General features: G+C 63.6%; 14 protein-coding genes. 2 read left to right on the top strand and 12 right to left on the bottom strand.

The window, feature by feature from the left end:
• Window positions 1–10 precede the first annotated feature (10 nt).
• Window positions 11–1,210, top strand: coding sequence for an MFS transporter (locus AC3WVQ_RS19355; RefSeq protein ID WP_492382911.1), 1,200 nt, complete (start codon window positions 11–13; stop codon window positions 1,208–1,210).
• Between the two features lie 36 nt (window positions 1,211–1,246).
• Here the strand turns inward: AC3WVQ_RS19355 and AC3WVQ_RS19350 are convergent, their stop codons facing one another.
• The 12 genes from AC3WVQ_RS19350 to rimP all read right to left on the bottom strand — a co-directional run bounded on the left by AC3WVQ_RS19350 (window position 1,247) and on the right by rimP (window position 15,367).
• Window positions 1,247–1,468, bottom strand: coding sequence for a hypothetical protein (locus tag AC3WVQ_RS19350; RefSeq protein WP_029742372.1), 222 nt, complete (start codon window positions 1,466–1,468; stop codon window positions 1,247–1,249).
• A gap of 157 nt (window positions 1,469–1,625) precedes the next feature.
• On the bottom strand, window positions 1,626–2,642 hold the full coding sequence (locus AC3WVQ_RS19345; protein WP_060580570.1) for a class I SAM-dependent methyltransferase: 1,017 nt from the start codon (window positions 2,640–2,642) through the stop codon (window positions 1,626–1,628).
• Window positions 2,643–2,723: 81 nt separating this feature from the next.
• Window positions 2,724–4,877, bottom strand: a complete 2,154-nt coding sequence (pnp, locus tag AC3WVQ_RS19340) for a polyribonucleotide nucleotidyltransferase (protein ID WP_029742370.1) — start codon at window positions 4,875–4,877, stop codon at window positions 2,724–2,726.
• A 354-nt stretch (window positions 4,878–5,231) separates the two neighbouring features.
• On the bottom strand, window positions 5,232–5,501 hold the full coding sequence (rpsO, locus tag AC3WVQ_RS19335; RefSeq protein ID WP_029742369.1) for a 30S ribosomal protein S15: 270 nt from the start codon (window positions 5,499–5,501) through the stop codon (window positions 5,232–5,234).
• A gap of 270 nt (window positions 5,502–5,771) precedes the next feature.
• Window positions 5,772–7,484: a sensor histidine kinase gene (locus AC3WVQ_RS19330; RefSeq protein WP_492382910.1), complete on the bottom strand. Its 1,713-nt coding sequence runs from the start codon at window positions 7,482–7,484 to the stop codon at window positions 5,772–5,774.
• 183 nt (window positions 7,485–7,667) lie between these two features.
• Window positions 7,668–8,603 carry a tRNA pseudouridine(55) synthase TruB gene (truB, locus tag AC3WVQ_RS19325; RefSeq protein ID WP_090296212.1) on the bottom strand — a complete coding sequence of 312 codons (936 nt, stop codon included), beginning with the start codon at window positions 8,601–8,603 and terminating at the stop codon, window positions 7,668–7,670.
• 8 nt (window positions 8,604–8,611) lie between these two features.
• Entirely contained in the window at window positions 8,612–9,019 is a 408-nt protein-coding gene (gene rbfA, locus AC3WVQ_RS19320; RefSeq protein ID WP_029742366.1) for a 30S ribosome-binding factor RbfA, read from the bottom strand.
• Between the two features lie 79 nt (window positions 9,020–9,098).
• The gene (locus tag AC3WVQ_RS19315; protein WP_110818570.1) at window positions 9,099–9,551 is read right to left on the bottom strand and encodes a hypothetical protein; all 453 of its coding nucleotides are present in this window, start codon (window positions 9,549–9,551) and stop codon (window positions 9,099–9,101) included.
• Window positions 9,551–12,262, bottom strand: a complete 2,712-nt coding sequence (gene infB, locus AC3WVQ_RS19310; protein WP_034804758.1) for a translation initiation factor IF-2 — start codon at window positions 12,260–12,262, stop codon at window positions 9,551–9,553. Before infB ends, AC3WVQ_RS19315 begins: the two co-directional genes overlap by 1 nt.
• A gap of 105 nt (window positions 12,263–12,367) precedes the next feature.
• Entirely contained in the window at window positions 12,368–13,075 is a 708-nt protein-coding gene (locus AC3WVQ_RS19305; protein ID WP_090296207.1) for an RNA-binding protein, read from the bottom strand.
• 5 nt (window positions 13,076–13,080) lie between these two features.
• Window positions 13,081–14,700, bottom strand: coding sequence for a transcription termination factor NusA (gene nusA, locus AC3WVQ_RS19300; RefSeq protein WP_029742362.1), 1,620 nt, complete (start codon window positions 14,698–14,700; stop codon window positions 13,081–13,083).
• A 46-nt stretch (window positions 14,701–14,746) separates the two neighbouring features.
• The gene (gene rimP / locus AC3WVQ_RS19295) at window positions 14,747–15,367 is read right to left on the bottom strand and encodes a ribosome maturation factor RimP (RefSeq protein ID WP_029742361.1); all 621 of its coding nucleotides are present in this window, start codon (window positions 15,365–15,367) and stop codon (window positions 14,747–14,749) included.
• Window positions 15,368–15,640: 273 nt separating this feature from the next.
• Between rimP and AC3WVQ_RS19290 the strand changes: the two genes are divergently transcribed.
• Window positions 15,641–17,275: an MFS transporter gene (locus tag AC3WVQ_RS19290; protein WP_029742360.1), complete on the top strand. Its 1,635-nt coding sequence runs from the start codon at window positions 15,641–15,643 to the stop codon at window positions 17,273–17,275.
• The last annotated feature ends 13 nt before the right edge of the window (window positions 17,276–17,288 follow it).

The following is a 17,288-nucleotide window of genomic DNA, read 5'->3' as shown; positions in this document are numbered from 1 at the left end:
GAGCCGCGCAATGACATCGGACCAGCGACCGCCACCGGCGCCGACCCTTGGCGAGGTGATCACGACGTTCCGCGAGGATCAGGCCCCCTGGGCGGCGATGGCGGGTATCATCGCCACCGTTACCGTCTTAGCCGTGGCGCAGGGGCTCACCTATCCGCTGCTCAGCTTCATCCTGGAGCGGCAGCGGACGGCACCCGCCCTGATCGGCCTGTCAGCGGCCATGACGCCGCTGGGGTTCATCCTGTCGGCGCCTCTGATCCCGATGCTTTCGCGGCGGCTGGGCGGTGCCCGGCTCGCGATCCTCTGTTCGGTGCTGGCCGCCAGCACGCTTGCCGCCATTGCGTGGACTGAGGACGTCTGGGCCTGGATGCCGCTTCGCTTTCTGCTGGGCGTCTTCGCCAATCCGCTATCCGTGATCAGCGAGACCTGGCTGGTGGCCATTGCGCCCGCGTCCCGCCGGGGCCGCATCATGGGTCTCTATTCCTCGGTCGTTTCAGCCGGTTTCGCCATAGGGCCGCTGTCGCTCGGGATGGTCGGAACGGCGGGCTGGTCGCCGTTCCTGATCGGCATCGTGGCCTTTGTCGCCTGCGGCCTGATCTTGCTTGCCCTCGTGTCGCGCCTGCCGGCGGTGCCGCAGGATGGGGAAGCAACGTCCGTCGCCGGGTTTTTCGCGCTGGCGCCTTTGCTGCTGTTTGCGGTCGCAACGGCTGCGGCCTTCGAGCAGACCCTGCTTTCGCTGCTTGCGGTCTATGGCGCAGCGCTTGGCAGCAATGAGGAGCGCGTCGCGCCGCTCATGACCTGCTTCATTGCCGGCAACGCGTCGTTGCAGATCCTGCTCGGGCGCCTCTCCGAACGCAGGGGATCGACGCAGACGATGCTGTTCTGCGTGCTTTCCTCCCTGGCCGGCTGCCTGCTGCTGCCATGGCCGTTCGAAAGCTGGCTCATCTGGCCGCTTGTTTTCGTCTGGGGCGGGGTGACGTTCGGGATCTATACTCTGTCGCTGATCCAGCTCGGCGAGCGGTTCAGCGGCCTGACCCTGATCGCCGGCAACGCCGCCTTTGCCTTCGCCTGGGGCCTTGGCGGCATGGTTGGCTCGCCAGCAACGGGACTTGTCATGCAAGTGACGGGACACCACGGGTTGCCGTTGTCACTCGGCCTGCTCTGCGCCGTCCTTGCGGGGCTATTGGTCGTCGCGAGAAGGCGCGGCTGAGGCGCGCGCCGGTCCGCCTGCCTTTTGCCGGCAAGCTCAAATCAGGACGAACAGCACGAGCAGAGCCACGATGACCGCCAGCACGACGAAGCCCGTATGGGTCCGGCGTGCCGGGTCAAGCGGCGAGCGATAGAGGCTCTGCAAGAACGACATGGGCACCTCGGAGGTCGCGCCATGTCCCTCGCCCTGCTTGATGTCCTTGGCAATAGCTTCGGCCGCATCCTCGCTCAAGGGCGGCCTGTTCACTCCCGACGTCATGGAACTCATCCTCCGGCAGTAAAACCGGGCACATGGTGAGCCGGATCTGCGACGAAGGCAACGGGCTAAGTCTGACTTGCAGCCAGATGCAAAAAAGCCGAGTCATCTGCCCGGCTTTTTCCATTCTCGGATGGCGCAAAATGCGTCCTGCGGCGTCTCAGCGCTTGGCCCAGAGCACCTTGAATCGGGCGTTGCGGCAGGTCTCGCCGTATTCCTTGGAATTTTCCGCCAGCACCTGCTCGTAGGGAAGGCCACGATTGGCGACCATCATCAGCTTGCCACCCTGCTTCAGCGCCTTCAGCGCCGTCTTGATGATGGCGACGCCGAGCGACGGCTCAGCCGCGTGGCCTTCATGGAAGGGCGGGTTCATGACGATGAGGTCGTACTTGTCGCGCGGCTCTTCGCTCGTCAGGTCGAACCAGTAGAAACGGGCCGGCATGCGCGGCGCGTTCGCCATCATGTTGACGCGGGCCGCCTCGAGCGCCTCGTGATCGGCCTCGAAGAGATCGACCCCCTTGGTACCCGGTGAAGCTTCAGCAAGCTTGGCTGCGAGATAGCCCCAGCCAGCGCCGAAATCGGCGGCGTGGCCATGGAAATCGTTCGGAAGACGCGACGCCAGCAGCTCGGAGCCCGCATCGATGCGGTCGTGCGAGAACATGCCGGGCGAGGCCTCGAACAGACCGTCGACGCGTACCGGCACCTTGGCAAGCTTTTGTACTGCGTCGGTGACATCTTCCGGGCGAGTGAACCAGAAGGCGACGCCGTGATACTTCGGCAGATGGTCGCCGTCCCATTCGAACTTGGCGATGCGCTTCTTCAGCGACTGGATGCCGTCTTCCTTGCCGCCGGCAACGACGATCAGACCGCCCTCGCGCGTGCGCTTCAGCGCCTCGGCGATCCGGTCTTCGTTCTCGCCCTTGTGCTTGCCGCAGAGGATCAGCGTGACGTCGTAGTCCTCGCCGGTGATTTCAGGCGCCACGTCGGCGCGGGCGGCTTCCAGGGCGCGATAGAGCGGCCGCAGCGGCTGCACCGCCGAGATCGACGCCTCGAAGCCCTGCGGCAGCCTGTAGCCCGCCTCGGCGCCGAGGAACAGCACGCGCTCGCCCTCGCCCGGCGGGTCGATCACGCCGCTGTCGAACGGGTAAAACAGGGTCTTCAACGAATCTCGGCTCATCGGTCTATCCGTCATCTTCCTACAAGAAAGGGGCGCGGAGCGATCCGCCCCGCGCCCCGAATGCATTCGGGTGAAGCGCGCTTATTCAGCGGCTTCGCCGTCGCCCTTCTTTTCAGACTTTTCGGCAACGATTTCCTTGCCGGTGGCCTGGTCAACGACCTTCATCGACAGGCGAACCTTGCCGCGCTCGTCGAAGCCCATGAGCTTGACCCAAACCTTGTCGCCTTCCTTGACGACGTCGGTCGTCTTGGCGACGCGCTCGGAGGCGAGCTGCGAGATGTGGACGAGACCGTCACGGGCGCCGAAGAAGTTGACGAAGGCGCCGAAGTCGGCGGTCTTCACAACGGTACCTTCGTAGACCTGGCCGACTTCCGGTTCGGCAACGATCGAGTGGATCCACTTGCGGGCCGCTTCGATTTCCTTGCCGGACGAGGAGGCGATCTTCACGGTGCCGTCGTCTTCGATGTTGATCTTGGCGCCGGTCTTTTCGACGATTTCGCGGATGACCTTGCCGCCCGAACCGATGACTTCGCGGATCTTGTCGACCGGAATGTTCATGACTTCGATGCGCGGGGCGAACTCGCCGAGCTGGCCACGGCTTTCGGAAATGGCCTTGGCCATTTCGCCGAGGATGTGGAGACGGCCGCCCTTGGCCTGGTTGAGCGCGATGCCCATGATCTCTTCGGTGATGCCCTCGATCTTGATGTCCATCTGGAGCGAGGTGATGCCGGCGTCGGTACCGGCAACCTTGAAGTCCATGTCGCCGAGGTGGTCTTCGTCGCCGAGAATGTCGGAGAGAACGGCGAAGCGCTCATCTTCCTTGATCAGGCCCATGGCGATACCGGCAACCGGCTTTGCGAGCGGAACGCCGGCGTCCATGAGAGCGAGCGAGGTGCCGCAGACGGTGGCCATCGAGGACGAGCCGTTGGACTCGGTGATCTCGGAAACGACGCGCAGCGTGTAGGGGAACTGCTCGGCTTCCGGGAGCATCGGGCGGATAGCGCGCCAGGCGAGCTTGCCGTGACCGATTTCGCGGCGGCCCGGGGAGCCCATGCGGCCGGTTTCGCCGACCGAGAAGGGCGGGAAGTTGTAGTGCAGCATGAAGCGTTCTTTGTACATGCCGGTCAGGCTGTCGACGTACTGTTCGTCTTCGCCGGTGCCGAGCGTGGCAACGACGATCGCCTGCGTTTCGCCGCGGGTGAACAGCGCCGAACCGTGGGTGCGCGGCAGAACGCCGACTTCCGACACGATCGGGCGAACGGTTTCCAGATCGCGGCCGTCGATGCGGCTCTTGGTGTCGAGGATGTTCCAGCGAACGATCTTGGCCTGCAGGTGCTTGAAGACGGCGCCGATTTCTTCGGCCGAATGGGCCGGGTTCTCGATGCCCTCGGGCAGGAAGTGTGCCTTCACCTTGGCCTTGACGGCGTCGACGGCAGCGTAACGGGCAGCCTTCTCGGTGATCTTGTAGGCGTTGCGCAGCTCGTCTTCGGCAAGCGAGAGCATGGCGTTTTCGAGAGCGGAATGATCTTCGGCTTCGAATTCGCGCGGCTCCTTGGCAGCGACTTCAGCGAGCTTGATGATGGCGTCGATGACCGGCTGGAAGCCCTTCTGACCGAAGACGACGGCGCCGAGCATAACGTCTTCCGGCAGTTCCTTGGCTTCGGATTCGACCATCAGCACCGCTTCCTGGGTGCCGGCGACGACGAGGTCGAGGGTCGATTCGTCCATCTCGTCGAGATGCGGGTTCAGAACGTACTGGCCGTTGATGTAGCCGACGCGCGCGCCACCGATCGGGCCCATGAAGGGGATGCCCGACAGCGTCAGCGCTGCAGAAGCGGCGACCATCGACAGGACGTCGGGGTTGTTTTCGAGGTCATGCTGCATGACCGTGACGATGACCTGGGTGTCGTTCTTGTAGCCATCGGGGAAGAGCGGACGGATCGGACGGTCGATCAGGCGCGAGACGAGCGTTTCGTTTTCGCTCGGACGACCTTCGCGCTTGAAGTAGCCACCCGGGATCTTGCCGGCGGCGTAGGTCTTTTCCTGGTAGTTGACGGTCAGCGGGAAGAAGTCCTGGCCCGGCTTCGGCGACTTGGCCGAAACGACGGTGGCGAGAACGACGGTTTCGCCGTAGGTGGCGAGAACGGCGCCGTCAGCCTGACGGGCGATCTTGCCGGTTTCGAGCTTGAGCGGACGCCCAGCCCATTCGATTTCAACCTTGTGGGTATCGAACATGTTCTGTCCTTCGTGTGCGGCGGACCTCTCCGCGGCTGTTACAGCGCGGGCGGTCGAAGGGCCGCATGAAATGGCGCATCACGGGCAAGACAACGGGAGGCTTCACGCTTTAATCGGCTGTTTTCCGCTTTGCCCGACCATCCGCTTTCAGCGGCGTTTCCGGCAAGCAGGGGCCGAAGCATCCTGCAATCCTGCCCCATGACGGGCCATCGGTTGATCCGCGATACCGGCCCATCCGGCTCGCTGGATTCTCTCGTTTAGCCACGTTCCTATGCGGCTGGAGAGTTTAATCGTCGAGCGTTCAACGCTCCATAAAAAAGCCGGCGGGCCGCAAAGACCCGCCGGATAAGTCGCTTAGCGACGGATGCCCAGGGCACCGATCAGCTTGGTGTAGCGCGCTTCGTCTTTCTTCTTCAGATAGTCGAGGAGCGAACGACGGCTGGAAACCATCGCGAGCAGACCACGGCGGGAATGGTTATCCTTCTTGTGGCCCTTGAAGTGTTCGGTCAGGTTGTTGATCCGTTCCGTCAGGATAGCAACCTGGACTTCCGGAGAACCGGTGTCGCCTTCAACGGTTGCAAATTCCTTGATGAGCTGAGCCTTACGCTCTGCAGCAATCGACATCGGATGATCCTTTCGATTTCGAGGATTTCGGGACGCCGTCAGCCGGGATGTCGTCCAGCTGCGGCCGTGAATGCAACGGGCATGCGCCTTTTGCTGGCGTGCCTATAAACGAATTGGATGAAAAAGGAAAGGGTCATGGACCGGCGCCCGGGAGGGCCGGCGGAAGGCCTCAATTGCCGGTCGGGAACGGGTGCATCGGCGGCGATTTCATTCGGCCGCGATCGGGAGGAGTTCGGCCCCGATCGAGGGACAAAAAGTGACGGCGGCAGGTCATGGCGCGTCATCCCCTTCGGCCGGTCGCGGCACGGTGATCCGCCACTCGATGCCGTCGGCATGCATCATCCGCTCGAGCCCCGCATTCAGGGCCATGCCGAGCATGCGTTCGAGCACGAGCGTGCCAAACCCCTTGCGGATCGGATCAGAGGGCTTGCCCGCGAGATCGGCCCCCTCCTCCCGCCAGCGTATGGCAATGCCCTCATCCTCCAGCGACCAGCTCAGCTTGACGACGCCTGAGGTGTTGGCGAGCGCGCCATATTTGGTCGCATTGGTCGCGAGCTCGTGCAGCGCCATGCCGAGCGTCTGGGCGATCTGGGTCTCGAGCCGCAAGGGCGGGCCGGACAGGATCACCCGCCTCGGATCGTCAGGCGTGAATGGCTGCAGCTGGTTCTGGGCCAGTTCCCGGAAATCGACCCCTTGGGCGGCGTTGGCGATCATAAGGTCGGTGGAGCGGGCGAGCCCGGCGATGCGCTTGCGGAAACTGTCGGCGAAATCAGCGGCACTCTCGGCCGAATAGACCGACTGGTTCAGCATGGACTGGATCACCGTCAGCTGGTTCTTCGAGCGGTGCGCCACCTCGCGCATCAAGAAACGGATTTCGCTCTCCGCCTTGGTGCGCGCGGCCGCCGCACGGGCCAGAGCTGCCGAGACCTGTTCGACCTCGGCGATCATATGCGGGCGCGGCTCGATCCGCTCGCCGGCGCCAAGGCGGCGGGCATCCTGCGCCACGAGCTTGACGCCCTGCGACAACAGCCGCGCGATTGCCAGCGAACCGGCGATCGCGATGCCGGCAAAGATGATGCCGCCGAGCGAAAGCCACAGGAACGACCAGACGGCCGGCGCATCGACGATCGCCCGCGGCGCCCAGGCGATGATCCGCCAGCCGGTGATCACCGAGAATTCGGTCGCCACCCGGTACTCCGTGCCGTTCTCCTTGATGTTGCGAACGCCGATGCTGATCGCCGGAACCTTGTCGAGGAAGAACGGCTCCCCGGCCTTGACCGACGCGTCCGAGGAGATGATGACCTTTCCCGCGCCGTCGACGAGGGCCGCGTTCCAACCAGGCGACAGCGTATCGCGGTTGACGGCCTTGGCCATGTTCTCAGCGTTTTGCGTCAACGCCAGCAGATACTCCTCACCGGTCGAGAGTTTTGCCGGCAGATAAACGTTGAACACCCATTTTCCGGCGGTCTTGCCGAAGAAGACGTTGGAGACGAGCGGCGCGCCGCTATTGGTGAAGGCGCGCTCGATGGAGTCCGCATCCGACCCCTTGCCAAGCTGAGTGCCGAAGGGGACGCGGGTGTTAAGCCGCTGCTCGTGCTTGCGATCGATGACGATCAGGTAGGAATCCGTCTGCGCGAGCGCCGTCGAGGCTCTCTCGTAGAAGGCTTGCAAATTGTCGTCCTCGATCGCCCGCGAGGTCGACAGCACCTTCAGCGTCGTCAACATGCCCTCGATATCGCGCTCGACGATGCGCGTCACCGATCCGGTCGAGGCCTGCAGCAGCGAGGTGATGACCTGTTCCTGCGCGTCGACGCTGCGCTTCAGCACGACCAGCGAAAAGATGAAGGCCGGAACGATGGCGACCAGCAGCAGCGACGTCAGATAGAAACTGAACGGGCGGGTCAGCCGATGACGGGCGCGATCAACCATCGCCGCCAGGCCATCGCTTGCCCTGCGCTTTCCTTCCTCCGTCACACCGGTCACCTGCAACATCCCTTGCGGTTCCCTGCCGGTGGCATCAACGCCTTCGGCGCACGCCGCCGCAAGCGGCGCAACCGCCAAACGGCAACGAAACGCGATACGGAAACGGAATCACCTCGGATGGACTGGGAACCCATGCCGGGATCATGCGTCAAGGATAAAGCAAAGGCAAATGGTTCCGGGTGCTTAGCTTCCGGCGAAGACGCGCTTGGGGCGGAATTCGCCCTCGGCGATCTCACCGATCGCGACCAGCTTGCCGCGCGCCGTGGCATAGGCCTCGGGCGTCGCCAGCGGTGCGTCGCGGCCGCGCAGGATAATGGGATTGCCCATCCTGAGACGGTGCGCCTGGTCGTCATTGACAGGCACGTGCGGCAGGCTGGAAAGCGCCTCGCCGGTCTCGATCAGATAGGCGTCGAGTGCCGCCAGACGTTCCTGGTCGTCCTCGATCTTTTCCAACGCCACCAGGTCAGAAAGCGGCACCATGTCCTCTTCGCCGAAGGGCGCGACGAAGGTGCGTCGCAGCGACGCGATGTGGCCGAAACAGCCGAGGTCGCGGCCCATGTCGCGGGCGAGCGAGCGCACATAAGTGCCCTTGCCGCATTCGATTTCGAAGTGGGCCAGGTTGGGTGCGGCACCCAGCAGAGTCAGCCGGTGGACCTCGACCTCGCGGGCCGGGATTTCGACCGTCTCGCCGTCGCGGGCGAGATCATAGGCGCGCTCGCCATCGATCTTGATCGCCGAGAACTGCGGCGGCACCTGGCTGATGACGCCGGTGTATTTCGGCAGAAGCGCGCGGATTGCCTCTTCGTTCGGCCGTTCGGCCGAGGAATGGGTTGCTTCGCCTTCGAGATCGTCGGTGGAGCGTTCCTCGCCCCAGGCGACGGTGAATTCGTAGATCTTGCGGCCGTCCATGACGTAAGGAACGGTCTTCGTCGCATCGCCAAGCGCGATCGGCAACATGCCGGAGGCCAGCGGATCGAGCGTGCCGGCATGGCCGGCCTTCTGGGCCTTGAACAGCCACTTGATCTTCGAGACGGCTTCGGTGGAGCCGAAGTCGAGCGGCTTGTCGAGGATCAGCCAGCCCGAGATCGGGCGGCCCTTGGGCTTACGCGGTTTGGACATGAAATCTACTATTCTTCGTCTTCGCTGGTCTGGTCGAGATCGCGGCTGACTTCCGGCGAACGCAAGAGCTCGTCGATCTTCTTGTAATTGTCGAAGCTCGTATCGTCGCGGAAACGAACGTCGGGCATGTATTTCATCTGCCGGAGCTGCGGACCGAGGCGGCCGCGAATGTACTTGGCATTGCGGTTGAGCGCGTCGATGACCTCGGCATGGTTGGGCACGCCAAGCGGCGTGACATAGGCCGTGGCGATCTTCAGATCTGGTGACATGCGCACCTCCGAAATCGCGATGACGGTCTTCTCGATCACCGGATCGCGGACCTCGCCGCGTTGCAGAACCTGGGTGATGGCAGCGCGCACCTGTTCGCCGACGCGCAGCATGCGCTGGGAGGGGGCAGAGGATGTGGCTTTGCTCATGGTCGTTGCTTTCCAAGGTATTGCGCCCGCTCGGGGCGGCAAACCGTTTTACTCTTCAGCGTAATATACCTTCCGTGCCTCAGGCACGGGTAGCTCTGATTGCCTGCGCCCGCTTTCTTCGACGCAGTCCCAGAAAGACACCCGTAGCCGTCAACACGAGCGCGGACAGCAGTTGGATCAGTTCGAACTGCGGATGTGCGCAACCCTCATTGATGGCCGACTGCCATAACTGGTGCTCGGCATCTCCCCAGGACGTGATGGCCACCAGGAGGAGGAGGCTGCCGAGAAGGCTCCCGACCCAAAGCAGCGCCCGAAGGCGCAAAACCGCTGAACCGGTAACGAGACAGAAAAGCGCCGCCAGGCCGACCCAATTGGTCAGAAAAGCGGCCACCTCGTTGAGAACCGAGAATTTCTGACCATCCCATTCGGGATAGATCTTGTCGCAGACTTCCGCGAAGGCCGGCGTCCACCAAAACGACACAACAGCGGCCAGGGCCGCCGTTGTGCAGATTTGCCGGGCTTTCAGGCCCATTAGAGCGTCCGGGTGATATGCTCGACGCGGAAGCACTCGATCGTATCGCCGGCGCGGATGTCTTCGTAGTTCTCGAAGGCCATGCCGCATTCCTGACCGACATTGACTTCCGAGACTTCGTCCTTGAAGCGCTTGAGGGTCTTGAGCTTGCCTTCGTGGATAACGACGTTGTCGCGAACCAGACGGACACCGACGCCACGCTCGACCTTGCCTTCGGTGACGCGGCAACCCGCGACCTTGCCGACCTTGGTGATGTTGAACACCTCCAGGATCTCGGCGTTGCCGAGGAAGGTTTCGCGACGCTCCGGCGAGAGCAGGCCCGACATCGCCGCCTTCACGTCATCTACCAGATCGTAGATGATGTTGTAGTAGCGGATTTCGATGCCGGCACGCTCGGCGGCCGAACGGGCCTGCGAGTTGGCGCGGACGTTGAAGCCGATGATCGCGGCGTTCGATGCCTCGGCGAGCGAGATATCGGACTCGGTGATACCGCCGGCACCCGAATGCACGATGCGCGCACGCACTTCGTCGGTTCCGAGCTTGTCGAGAGCACCGGCGATCGCTTCGATCGAACCCTGCACGTCGCCCTTGATGACCAGCGGGAACTCCTTGAGGCCGGAGGTCTGGAGCTGGGTCATCATCTGCTCGAGCGAACCGCGCGAGCCGGACTGACGGGCAACCTGCTTCTCGCGGGCGAGACGCTGGCGGTACTCGGAGATCTCGCGAGCACGGCTTTCGTTCTCGACGACGGCGAACTTGTCGCCGGCTGCCGGCGTACCGGACAGGCCGAGAACCTCGACCGGCATGGACGGACCGGCTTCCTTGACGTGTTCGCCCTTGTCGTTGACGAGCGCGCGCACACGGCCCCACTGATCACCGGCGACGATGATCTGGCCCGGACGCAACGTGCCCTTCTGTACGAGGACGGTGGCAACCGCACCGCGACCGCGGTCAAGCTCGGCTTCCACGACCGTACCTTCGGCCGTCCGATTCGGATTGGCGCGCAGGTCGAGGATTTCTGCCTGAAGCAGGATCGCTTCGAGCAGCTTGTCGAGGTTGGTGCCGTTCTTGGCGGACACTTCCACGTCGAGGACTTCACCGCCCATGGATTCGACGAAGACTTCGTGCTGCAGCAGCTCGGTGCGAACCTTCTGCGGATTTGCCGACGGCTTGTCGACCTTGTTGATCGCCACGATGATCGGAACACCGGCCGCCTTGGCGTGGTTGATCGATTCGATCGTCTGCGGCATCACGCTGTCGTCAGCCGCAACCACCAGGATCGCGATGTCGGTCGCCTGGGCACCGCGAGCACGCATGGCGGTGAACGCCGCGTGGCCGGGGGTGTCGATGAAGGTGATCTTGTTGCCGTTCTGCTCGACCTGGTAGGCGCCGATGTGCTGGGTGATGCCACCGGCTTCGCCGGCCACCACGTTGGCGTGGCGGATCGCATCGAGCAGCGAGGTCTTGCCGTGGTCGACGTGCCCCATGATCGTGACGATCGGCGGACGCGGTTCCATTTCTTCGTCCGTGTCCGAAACGTTGAAGATGCCCTCTTCGACGTCGGATTCCGAAACGCGCTTGACCGTGTGGCCGAATTCGCCGGCGATGAGTTCGGCCAGGTCGGCATCGATCAGATCGCCGGGCTTCATCATCTGACCTTCCTTCATCAGGAACTTGATGACGTCAACGGCGCGCTCAGACATGCGCTGCGACAGCTCCTGAATGGTGATGGTCTCGGGCAGGATGACTTCGCGCGAAATCTTCTCGCGGGTTTCCTGCATCTGGCTGCGCTTGAACTTCTCCTGGCGGCGACGCATGGCCGACAGCGAACGGGCGCGCTGGCCGCTATCCTCGTCGGCAGCGGTGGTCAGTGTCAGCTTGCCCTGGCGGCGACCGTCGTCGCCCTTCGGGCGGGCCGGAACCTTGGCAGGCTCGGGACGCACGACCTTGCCGCGCGCCGGACCTGCGCCGGGACGCGGACCACGATCGTCATCCTTTTCGTTGTCGACCTTACGGCCGCGCAGTGCGCCGGCCGGAGCCGGGGTCGGAAGTCCACCTGCCTGGTCGGCGGGCCGTCCGGCCTGCGGGCGGCTGTCAACGCGACGCTCGGTGGAAGCCGGTGCGCGAGCAGCCACGGGGCGCTCTTCAACAACCTCTGCGGCCTTAACTTCGGCTTTGGCTTCGGGCTCGGCCGCCGCGCGGGCTGCTTCCTCGGCAGCGCGGCGTGCGGCTTCTTCCTTCTCCTGCTGGAGACGGGCTTCTTCCTCACGCTTGCGGCGTGCTTCGTTCTCAGCGCGGATGACCGCTTCTTCGGCGTCCCGGATCTGGGCTTCGGCCAGAGCACGGCGGCGCGCATCGATCTCACCGGCGGATAGCTGATTCAGAACGACACCGACGCGCGGACGATTGGCCTGGTTGGCTTCCTGACGCGTCGAATGCTGCTGCGGCTGCGGTGCCGGGCGACCCGAAGGCTGCGGCTGAGCCGGGCGCTGATCGGCCGGGCGCGCAGCGGGAGCTGCAGCAACCGGTGTGATCGGACGCTCGTCCTTGGGGCGGTGGAAGGGGCGTTTCTTGGTTTCGACCACGACCGCCTTGGTGCGGCCACGGCCCATGTCCTGACGCACGGTCCCCTGCGAAACCCCGTGGGGCTTCAGGGTCAGCGTCTTCTTGCCCGCTGCGCTGCCTGTCTTGTCGTCGTTGTTGTCGGTCATTCCGTTCCGTTCCTAGCGATCAGGGCCGGATGCGTATCACCTGACCCTGTCTTCCAAATTGTCTCAAACAATGTACGCGATGCCAGACTGTGCCGGTGACGCGGGTCATTGCTGTGGCTTGCCAGCGCCGCCGTCGGCCCGGACCGGGACGGATCCTCGGTACTTTTCGAGCATGATTGCGCGCTTCACTACACCTTCACCCGCCTGCCCTGCAAGCGCTGCGGCATGGATAAAAGCATTACTTCCTAAAAGGCCCTCCATTTCCGCCCCGGTGAAGGGACGGAACGAAGGTATTTCCATTTCATCGTCGGCCACAAAGCTCATCGCCTTGCGGGCCTGGTCTATCTTGCGCACGCCGTCGGCCGCAGCGTCGGACGCATGAAACACGGCGAGTGCCGCCAGTCCCCTGACGGCCTGCTCCGTCTTCGTTGCGCCGGAGATGAACTGGGCCGCCTTGCGCGCCATGTTCATCATTCCGGCCAGTTGCTCGGCGAGCAGCCGGTCGACATCGTCGGCGAGCGTCGCGTCGGCCTTGACGTCCGCCTTCAGGGCGCGGGCGAAGAACTTCTTCGCCACCGCCTTCTCAATCAGCGCCCGCTCGGCCTTGACCCAGCAGCCGCGCCCCGGAAGCTGACGCTTCAGATCGGGAACGACGCGACCGTCTGGCCCAGCCACGAAGCGGATCAACTCGTCTGGCGAACCGCTTTCACGAGTGACGATGCAGGTCCGCGTGCCGCCGCTGCGATCCTTCGGCCCCCCATCCGTGGGCAGGGCGTCCGAAGGCAGGCTGTCGGCATGATCAGAGGCGATCATCGTCCTTAAGCGTCCTGCTCGGCGCCTTCGGCAACGTCGATCGGCTCTTCACCTTCGACCTCTTCGCTTGCCAGGTCCTCTTGCGTGATCCAGCCGGCTGCGAGGCGGGCCTGAACGATCATGGCTTCGGCTTCGGCGCGCGAGACGTCGAACTTCGAGAAGGTGCCTTCGAAACGCTTGGTCTCGCCGTCCTTGCGTTCGCTCCAGCCGACGAGATCGTCAGCGGCGCAACCAGCAAAGTCCTCGACCGTCTTGATGCCTTCTTCGCCCAGCGCAACGAGCATCTGGCTCGTCAGGCCGTCGATTGAGCGCAGTTCGTCGGCAACGCCGAGTTCGCGGCGCTTGGCATCCATTTCCGCCTCGATCCGGTCCAGGTACTCGCGAGCGCGGGTCTGGATTTCGTTGGCGGTCTCGTCGTCGAAACCGTCGATCGACGCAATTTCGTCGAGATCGACATAGGCAAGCTCCTCAACGGCGGCAAAGCCTTCCGAAGCCAGCACCTGACCGACCATTTCGTCGACGTCGAGCGCATCCATGAAGAGGTTGGTGCGCTCGGTGAATTCCTTCTGGCGGCGCTCGCTCTCTTCCTGCTCGGTCAGGATGTCGATATCCCAGCCGGTCAGCTGCGAAGCGAGGCGAACGTTCTGGCCGCGTCGGCCGATGGCGAGCGACAGCTGCTCGTCGGGAACGACCACTTCGATGCGCTCGGCGTCTTCGTCGAGAACGACCTTGGCGACTTCCGCCGGCTGCAGCGCGTTGACGATGAACGACGCCGGATCCTGCGACCACGGAATGATGTCGATCTTTTCGCCCTGCAACTCGCCGACGACGGCCTGAACGCGCGAACCGCGCATACCGACGCAGGCGCCGACCGGATCGATCGAGCTATCGTTGGAGACGACCGCGATCTTGGCGCGCGAACCCGGGTCGCGGGCAACCGACTTGATCTGGATGATGCCGTCGTAAATTTCAGGCACTTCCATGGTGAAGAGCTTCACCATGAACTGCGGATGGGTACGCGACAGGAAGATCTGCGGGCCGCGCTGTTCGCGGCGAACGTCGTAGACGAAGGAGCGGACGCGATCACCGTAGCGCATGTTTTCGCGCGGGATCATCTCGTCGCGACGGATGATGCCTTCGCCACGGCCGAGGTCGACGATGACGTTGCCGTATTCGACGCGCTTGACCGTGCCGTTGACGATTTCGCCGACGCGATCCTTGAACTCGTCGAACTGACGGTCGCGCTCGGCCTCACGCACCTTCTGCACGATGACCTGCTTGGCCGACTGGGCGGCGATGCGGCCAAAATCCATCGGCGGCAGCGGGTCGGCGATGAAGTCACCGAGCTTGGCGTCCGGATTGCGATCGCGAGCAAGCTCGAGCGGGATCTGCGTGGAGTAGTCGTCAGCCTTCTCGACCACTTCCAGAAGACGCTGCAGGCGGATTTCGCCAGTCTTGGAGTTGATGTCGGCGCGGATGTTCGATTCCGACCCATAGCGCGAGCGGGCGGCCTTCTGGATCGCGTCGGCCATCGCGGCCAGAACGATCTCGCGGTCGATCACCTTTTCACGCGCGACAGCATCCGCGATCTGCAGAAGCTCGAGCCGGTTAGCACTGACTGCCATGTCTTGTCTCCGTTGGGTTGCAGGGGGCTTTCAAGCTCCGCCCGACTTATTCCTCAATAGGTGAATCTTCGTCTTCGAAATTCTCGTTCGCGGCACGCGCAGCCTTGGCCTTCTTGTCGGCCGTCAGCGCATCGCGGATCAGATCGTCGGTCAGGATCAGCCGCGCTTCGGAAAGCGTGGTGAACGGGATCACGACGACGGGCTCCTCGCCATAGGCCACCTGGTCGCGCTCAAGCCGGAAACCGTCGTCATCGACAGAAACGATCTTGCCGCGGAACCGCTTGCGGCCATCGACCAGAACCGACGTCTCGCATTTCAGCAGGTGACCCTGCCAGCGGAAGAAGTCGGACTTGCGCACCATCGGGCGGTCGATGCCCGGCGACGACACTTCGAGATGATACGCCTTGTCGATCGGATCTTCCACATCGAGCACCGGCGAAATGGCCTTGGAGATCTCTTCGCAGTCCTCGACGGTCATGGTGCCGTCGGTGCGCTCTGCCATGATCTGCAGCGTCATGCCGTTCTGGCCCGACATGCGCACGCGCACGAGCTGGTAGCCCATCGGCACGATCACCGGCTCGATGATGTCGGCGACGCGTTGGTCGAGACCGGTTTCGGTGATCAGGCGGGGTTCATTTGCATTTTCAGCCGTTGTCGTATCGGACAAACGATCATCTCCTCATCGGACCGGCTAATAAAAAAGAGCGGGTCCTGACGGGCCCACTCTTCATCTACCGATCAAGAATTTGAGGCTCATATACGCCCCATCGCCACAAATTGCAAGGCATTGGGCCGTCCGACGCAAATGGCCGGACGAACCGCCGGCGAGCATCTTCGCCAACAAGGTCAGTTTCAGCGGGTGGCACTTCGCGTTGTCGGGCCTATAACAGGAGACGAACCGCTTCGAGACGACAATCAAGAAACGAAGAGAGAAGACGAGGTGCCAACCCGTATTTCGCCGCTTGCCCCCTTCAAGCACGACATCTTCCGCACGATATGGATCGCGAGCCTCGCCTCCAATTTCGGCGGCCTTATTCAATCGGTCGGGGCCGCCTGGCTGATGACCTCCATTTCCTCGTCGGCGAACATGGTGGCGCTGGTGCAGGCTTCGACCTCGCTGCCGATCATGCTTTTCTCGCTTGTCTCTGGCGCGCTTGCCGACAATTTCGACCGGCGGCGGATCATGCTGGTGGCGCAGTGTTTCATGCTCTTCGTCTCGGCGCTCTTGACGATCTGTGCCTATGTCGGGCTGATCACGCCCTGGCTGCTCCTGCTCTTCACCTTCCTCATCGGCTGCGGCACGGCGCTCAACAACCCATCCTGGCAGGCGTCGGTCGGCGACATGGTTCCGCGCGAAGACCTGCCGGCAGCGGTCGCGCTCAACAGCATGGGCTTCAACATCACCCGAAGCGTCGGCCCGGCGATCGGCGGCGCCATCGTCGCGGCACTCGGTGCGGCGGCTGCCTTCTTCGCCAATACGCTCAGCTATTTCGCCATCCTTTTTGCGCTGGTGCGCTGGCGTCGCGAGGTGCCGACGAGCACGTTGCCGCGCGAGACGCTGGGGCGCGCCATTTCGGCTGGCCTGCGCTACGTCGCAATGTCGCCGAACATCGGCAAGGTTCTCTTGCGCGGCTTCCTCTTCGGCCTTTCGGCAAGCGCCATCCTCGCTCTTCTGCCGCTCGTCGCCCGCGACCTCGTTCAGGGTGGGCCGCTCACCTACGGTCTGATGCTCGGCGCCTTCGGCCTTGGCGCGATCGGCGGGGCGCTGCTCTCCGCCCGCCTGCGCGAGAAGCTTTCGAGCGAAGCGATCGTGCGCATCGCCTTCACCGGATTTGCCGCCAGCGCCGCGATCACGGCCTGGAGCACCTATGCCTGGCTGAGCTGTCTCGTGCTGCTCATCTCCGGCGCCTGTTGGGTGCTGGCGCTGTCGCTGTTCAACACCACGGTGCAGCTGTCGACGCCGCGCTGGGTGGTTGGCCGGGCCCTTTCGCTCTACCAGACCATGACCTTCGGCGGCATTGCCGGCGGCAGCTGGCTCTGGGGTACGGCCGCCGAGCAATATGGCGCGGCCAACGCGTTGATGGGCTCCTGTCTGCTGATGTTCGCCGGCGTCGTGGTCGGCTTCCGCCTGCCCTTGCCGGAATTCACCTCGCTCAACCTCGATCCGCTGAACCGCTTCAACGAGCCGCCGCTCGAACTGGACCTGAAACCGCGCAGCGGCCCGATCGTCATCATGATCGACTACGAAATCGCCGACGACGACATCCCGGAGTTCCTGACCACCATGGCGGAACGGCGGCGTATCCGCATCCGTGACGGCGCCGGACACTGGGCGCTGATGCGCGACCTTGAAAACCCGACCACCTGGACGGAGACCTACCACGTGCCGACCTGGGTCGAATATGTGCGTCACAACCAGCGGCGCACCCAGGCGGACGCGGCCGTCGGCGACAGGCTGACGGCGCTGCATAGCGGCAAAGCACCACCGCGCGTGCACCGGATGATCGAGCGCCAGACGATCGTGCCGACCCATTACGAGCGCTACAAGCGCCAGGTGAATGTGGACATGCACTAGCTTGTGCCGGCCC

The sequence above is a fragment of the Ensifer sp. EB106-05-01-XG146 genome (genome assembly GCF_058791875.1).
The sequence above is the reverse complement of the archived record's forward strand: the minus strand, read 5'-3'. Positions and strand labels throughout refer to the sequence as shown.

Bases quoted from the DNA above. Each gene is read 5' to 3' on its own strand.
- AC3WVQ_RS19315 (WP_110818570.1), bottom strand. From the start codon at position 9,551: ATGGGCCTGAAAGCCCGGCAAATCTGCACAACGGCGGCCCTGGCCGCT.
- AC3WVQ_RS19305 (WP_090296207.1), bottom strand. From the start codon at position 13,075: ATGATCGCCTCTGATCATGCCGACAGCCTGCCTTCGGACGCCCTGCCC.
- AC3WVQ_RS19350 (WP_029742372.1), bottom strand. From the start codon at position 1,468: ATGACGTCGGGAGTGAACAGGCCGCCCTTGAGCGAGGATGCGGCCGAA.
- pnp (WP_029742370.1), bottom strand. From the start codon at position 4,877: ATGTTCGATACCCACAAGGTTGAAATCGAATGGGCTGGGCGTCCGCTC.
- rbfA (WP_029742366.1), bottom strand. From the start codon at position 9,019: ATGAGCAAAGCCACATCCTCTGCCCCCTCCCAGCGCATGCTGCGCGTC.
- nusA (WP_029742362.1), bottom strand. From the start codon at position 14,700: ATGGCAGTCAGTGCTAACCGGCTCGAGCTTCTGCAGATCGCGGATGCT.
- infB (WP_034804758.1), bottom strand. From the start codon at position 12,262: ATGACCGACAACAACGACGACAAGACAGGCAGCGCAGCGGGCAAGAAG.
- AC3WVQ_RS19355 (WP_492382911.1), top strand. From the start codon at position 11: ATGACATCGGACCAGCGACCGCCACCGGCGCCGACCCTTGGCGAGGTG.
- AC3WVQ_RS19345 (WP_060580570.1), bottom strand. From the start codon at position 2,642: ATGAGCCGAGATTCGTTGAAGACCCTGTTTTACCCGTTCGACAGCGGC.
- rpsO (WP_029742369.1), bottom strand. From the start codon at position 5,501: ATGTCGATTGCTGCAGAGCGTAAGGCTCAGCTCATCAAGGAATTTGCA.
- truB (WP_090296212.1), bottom strand. From the start codon at position 8,603: ATGTCCAAACCGCGTAAGCCCAAGGGCCGCCCGATCTCGGGCTGGCTG.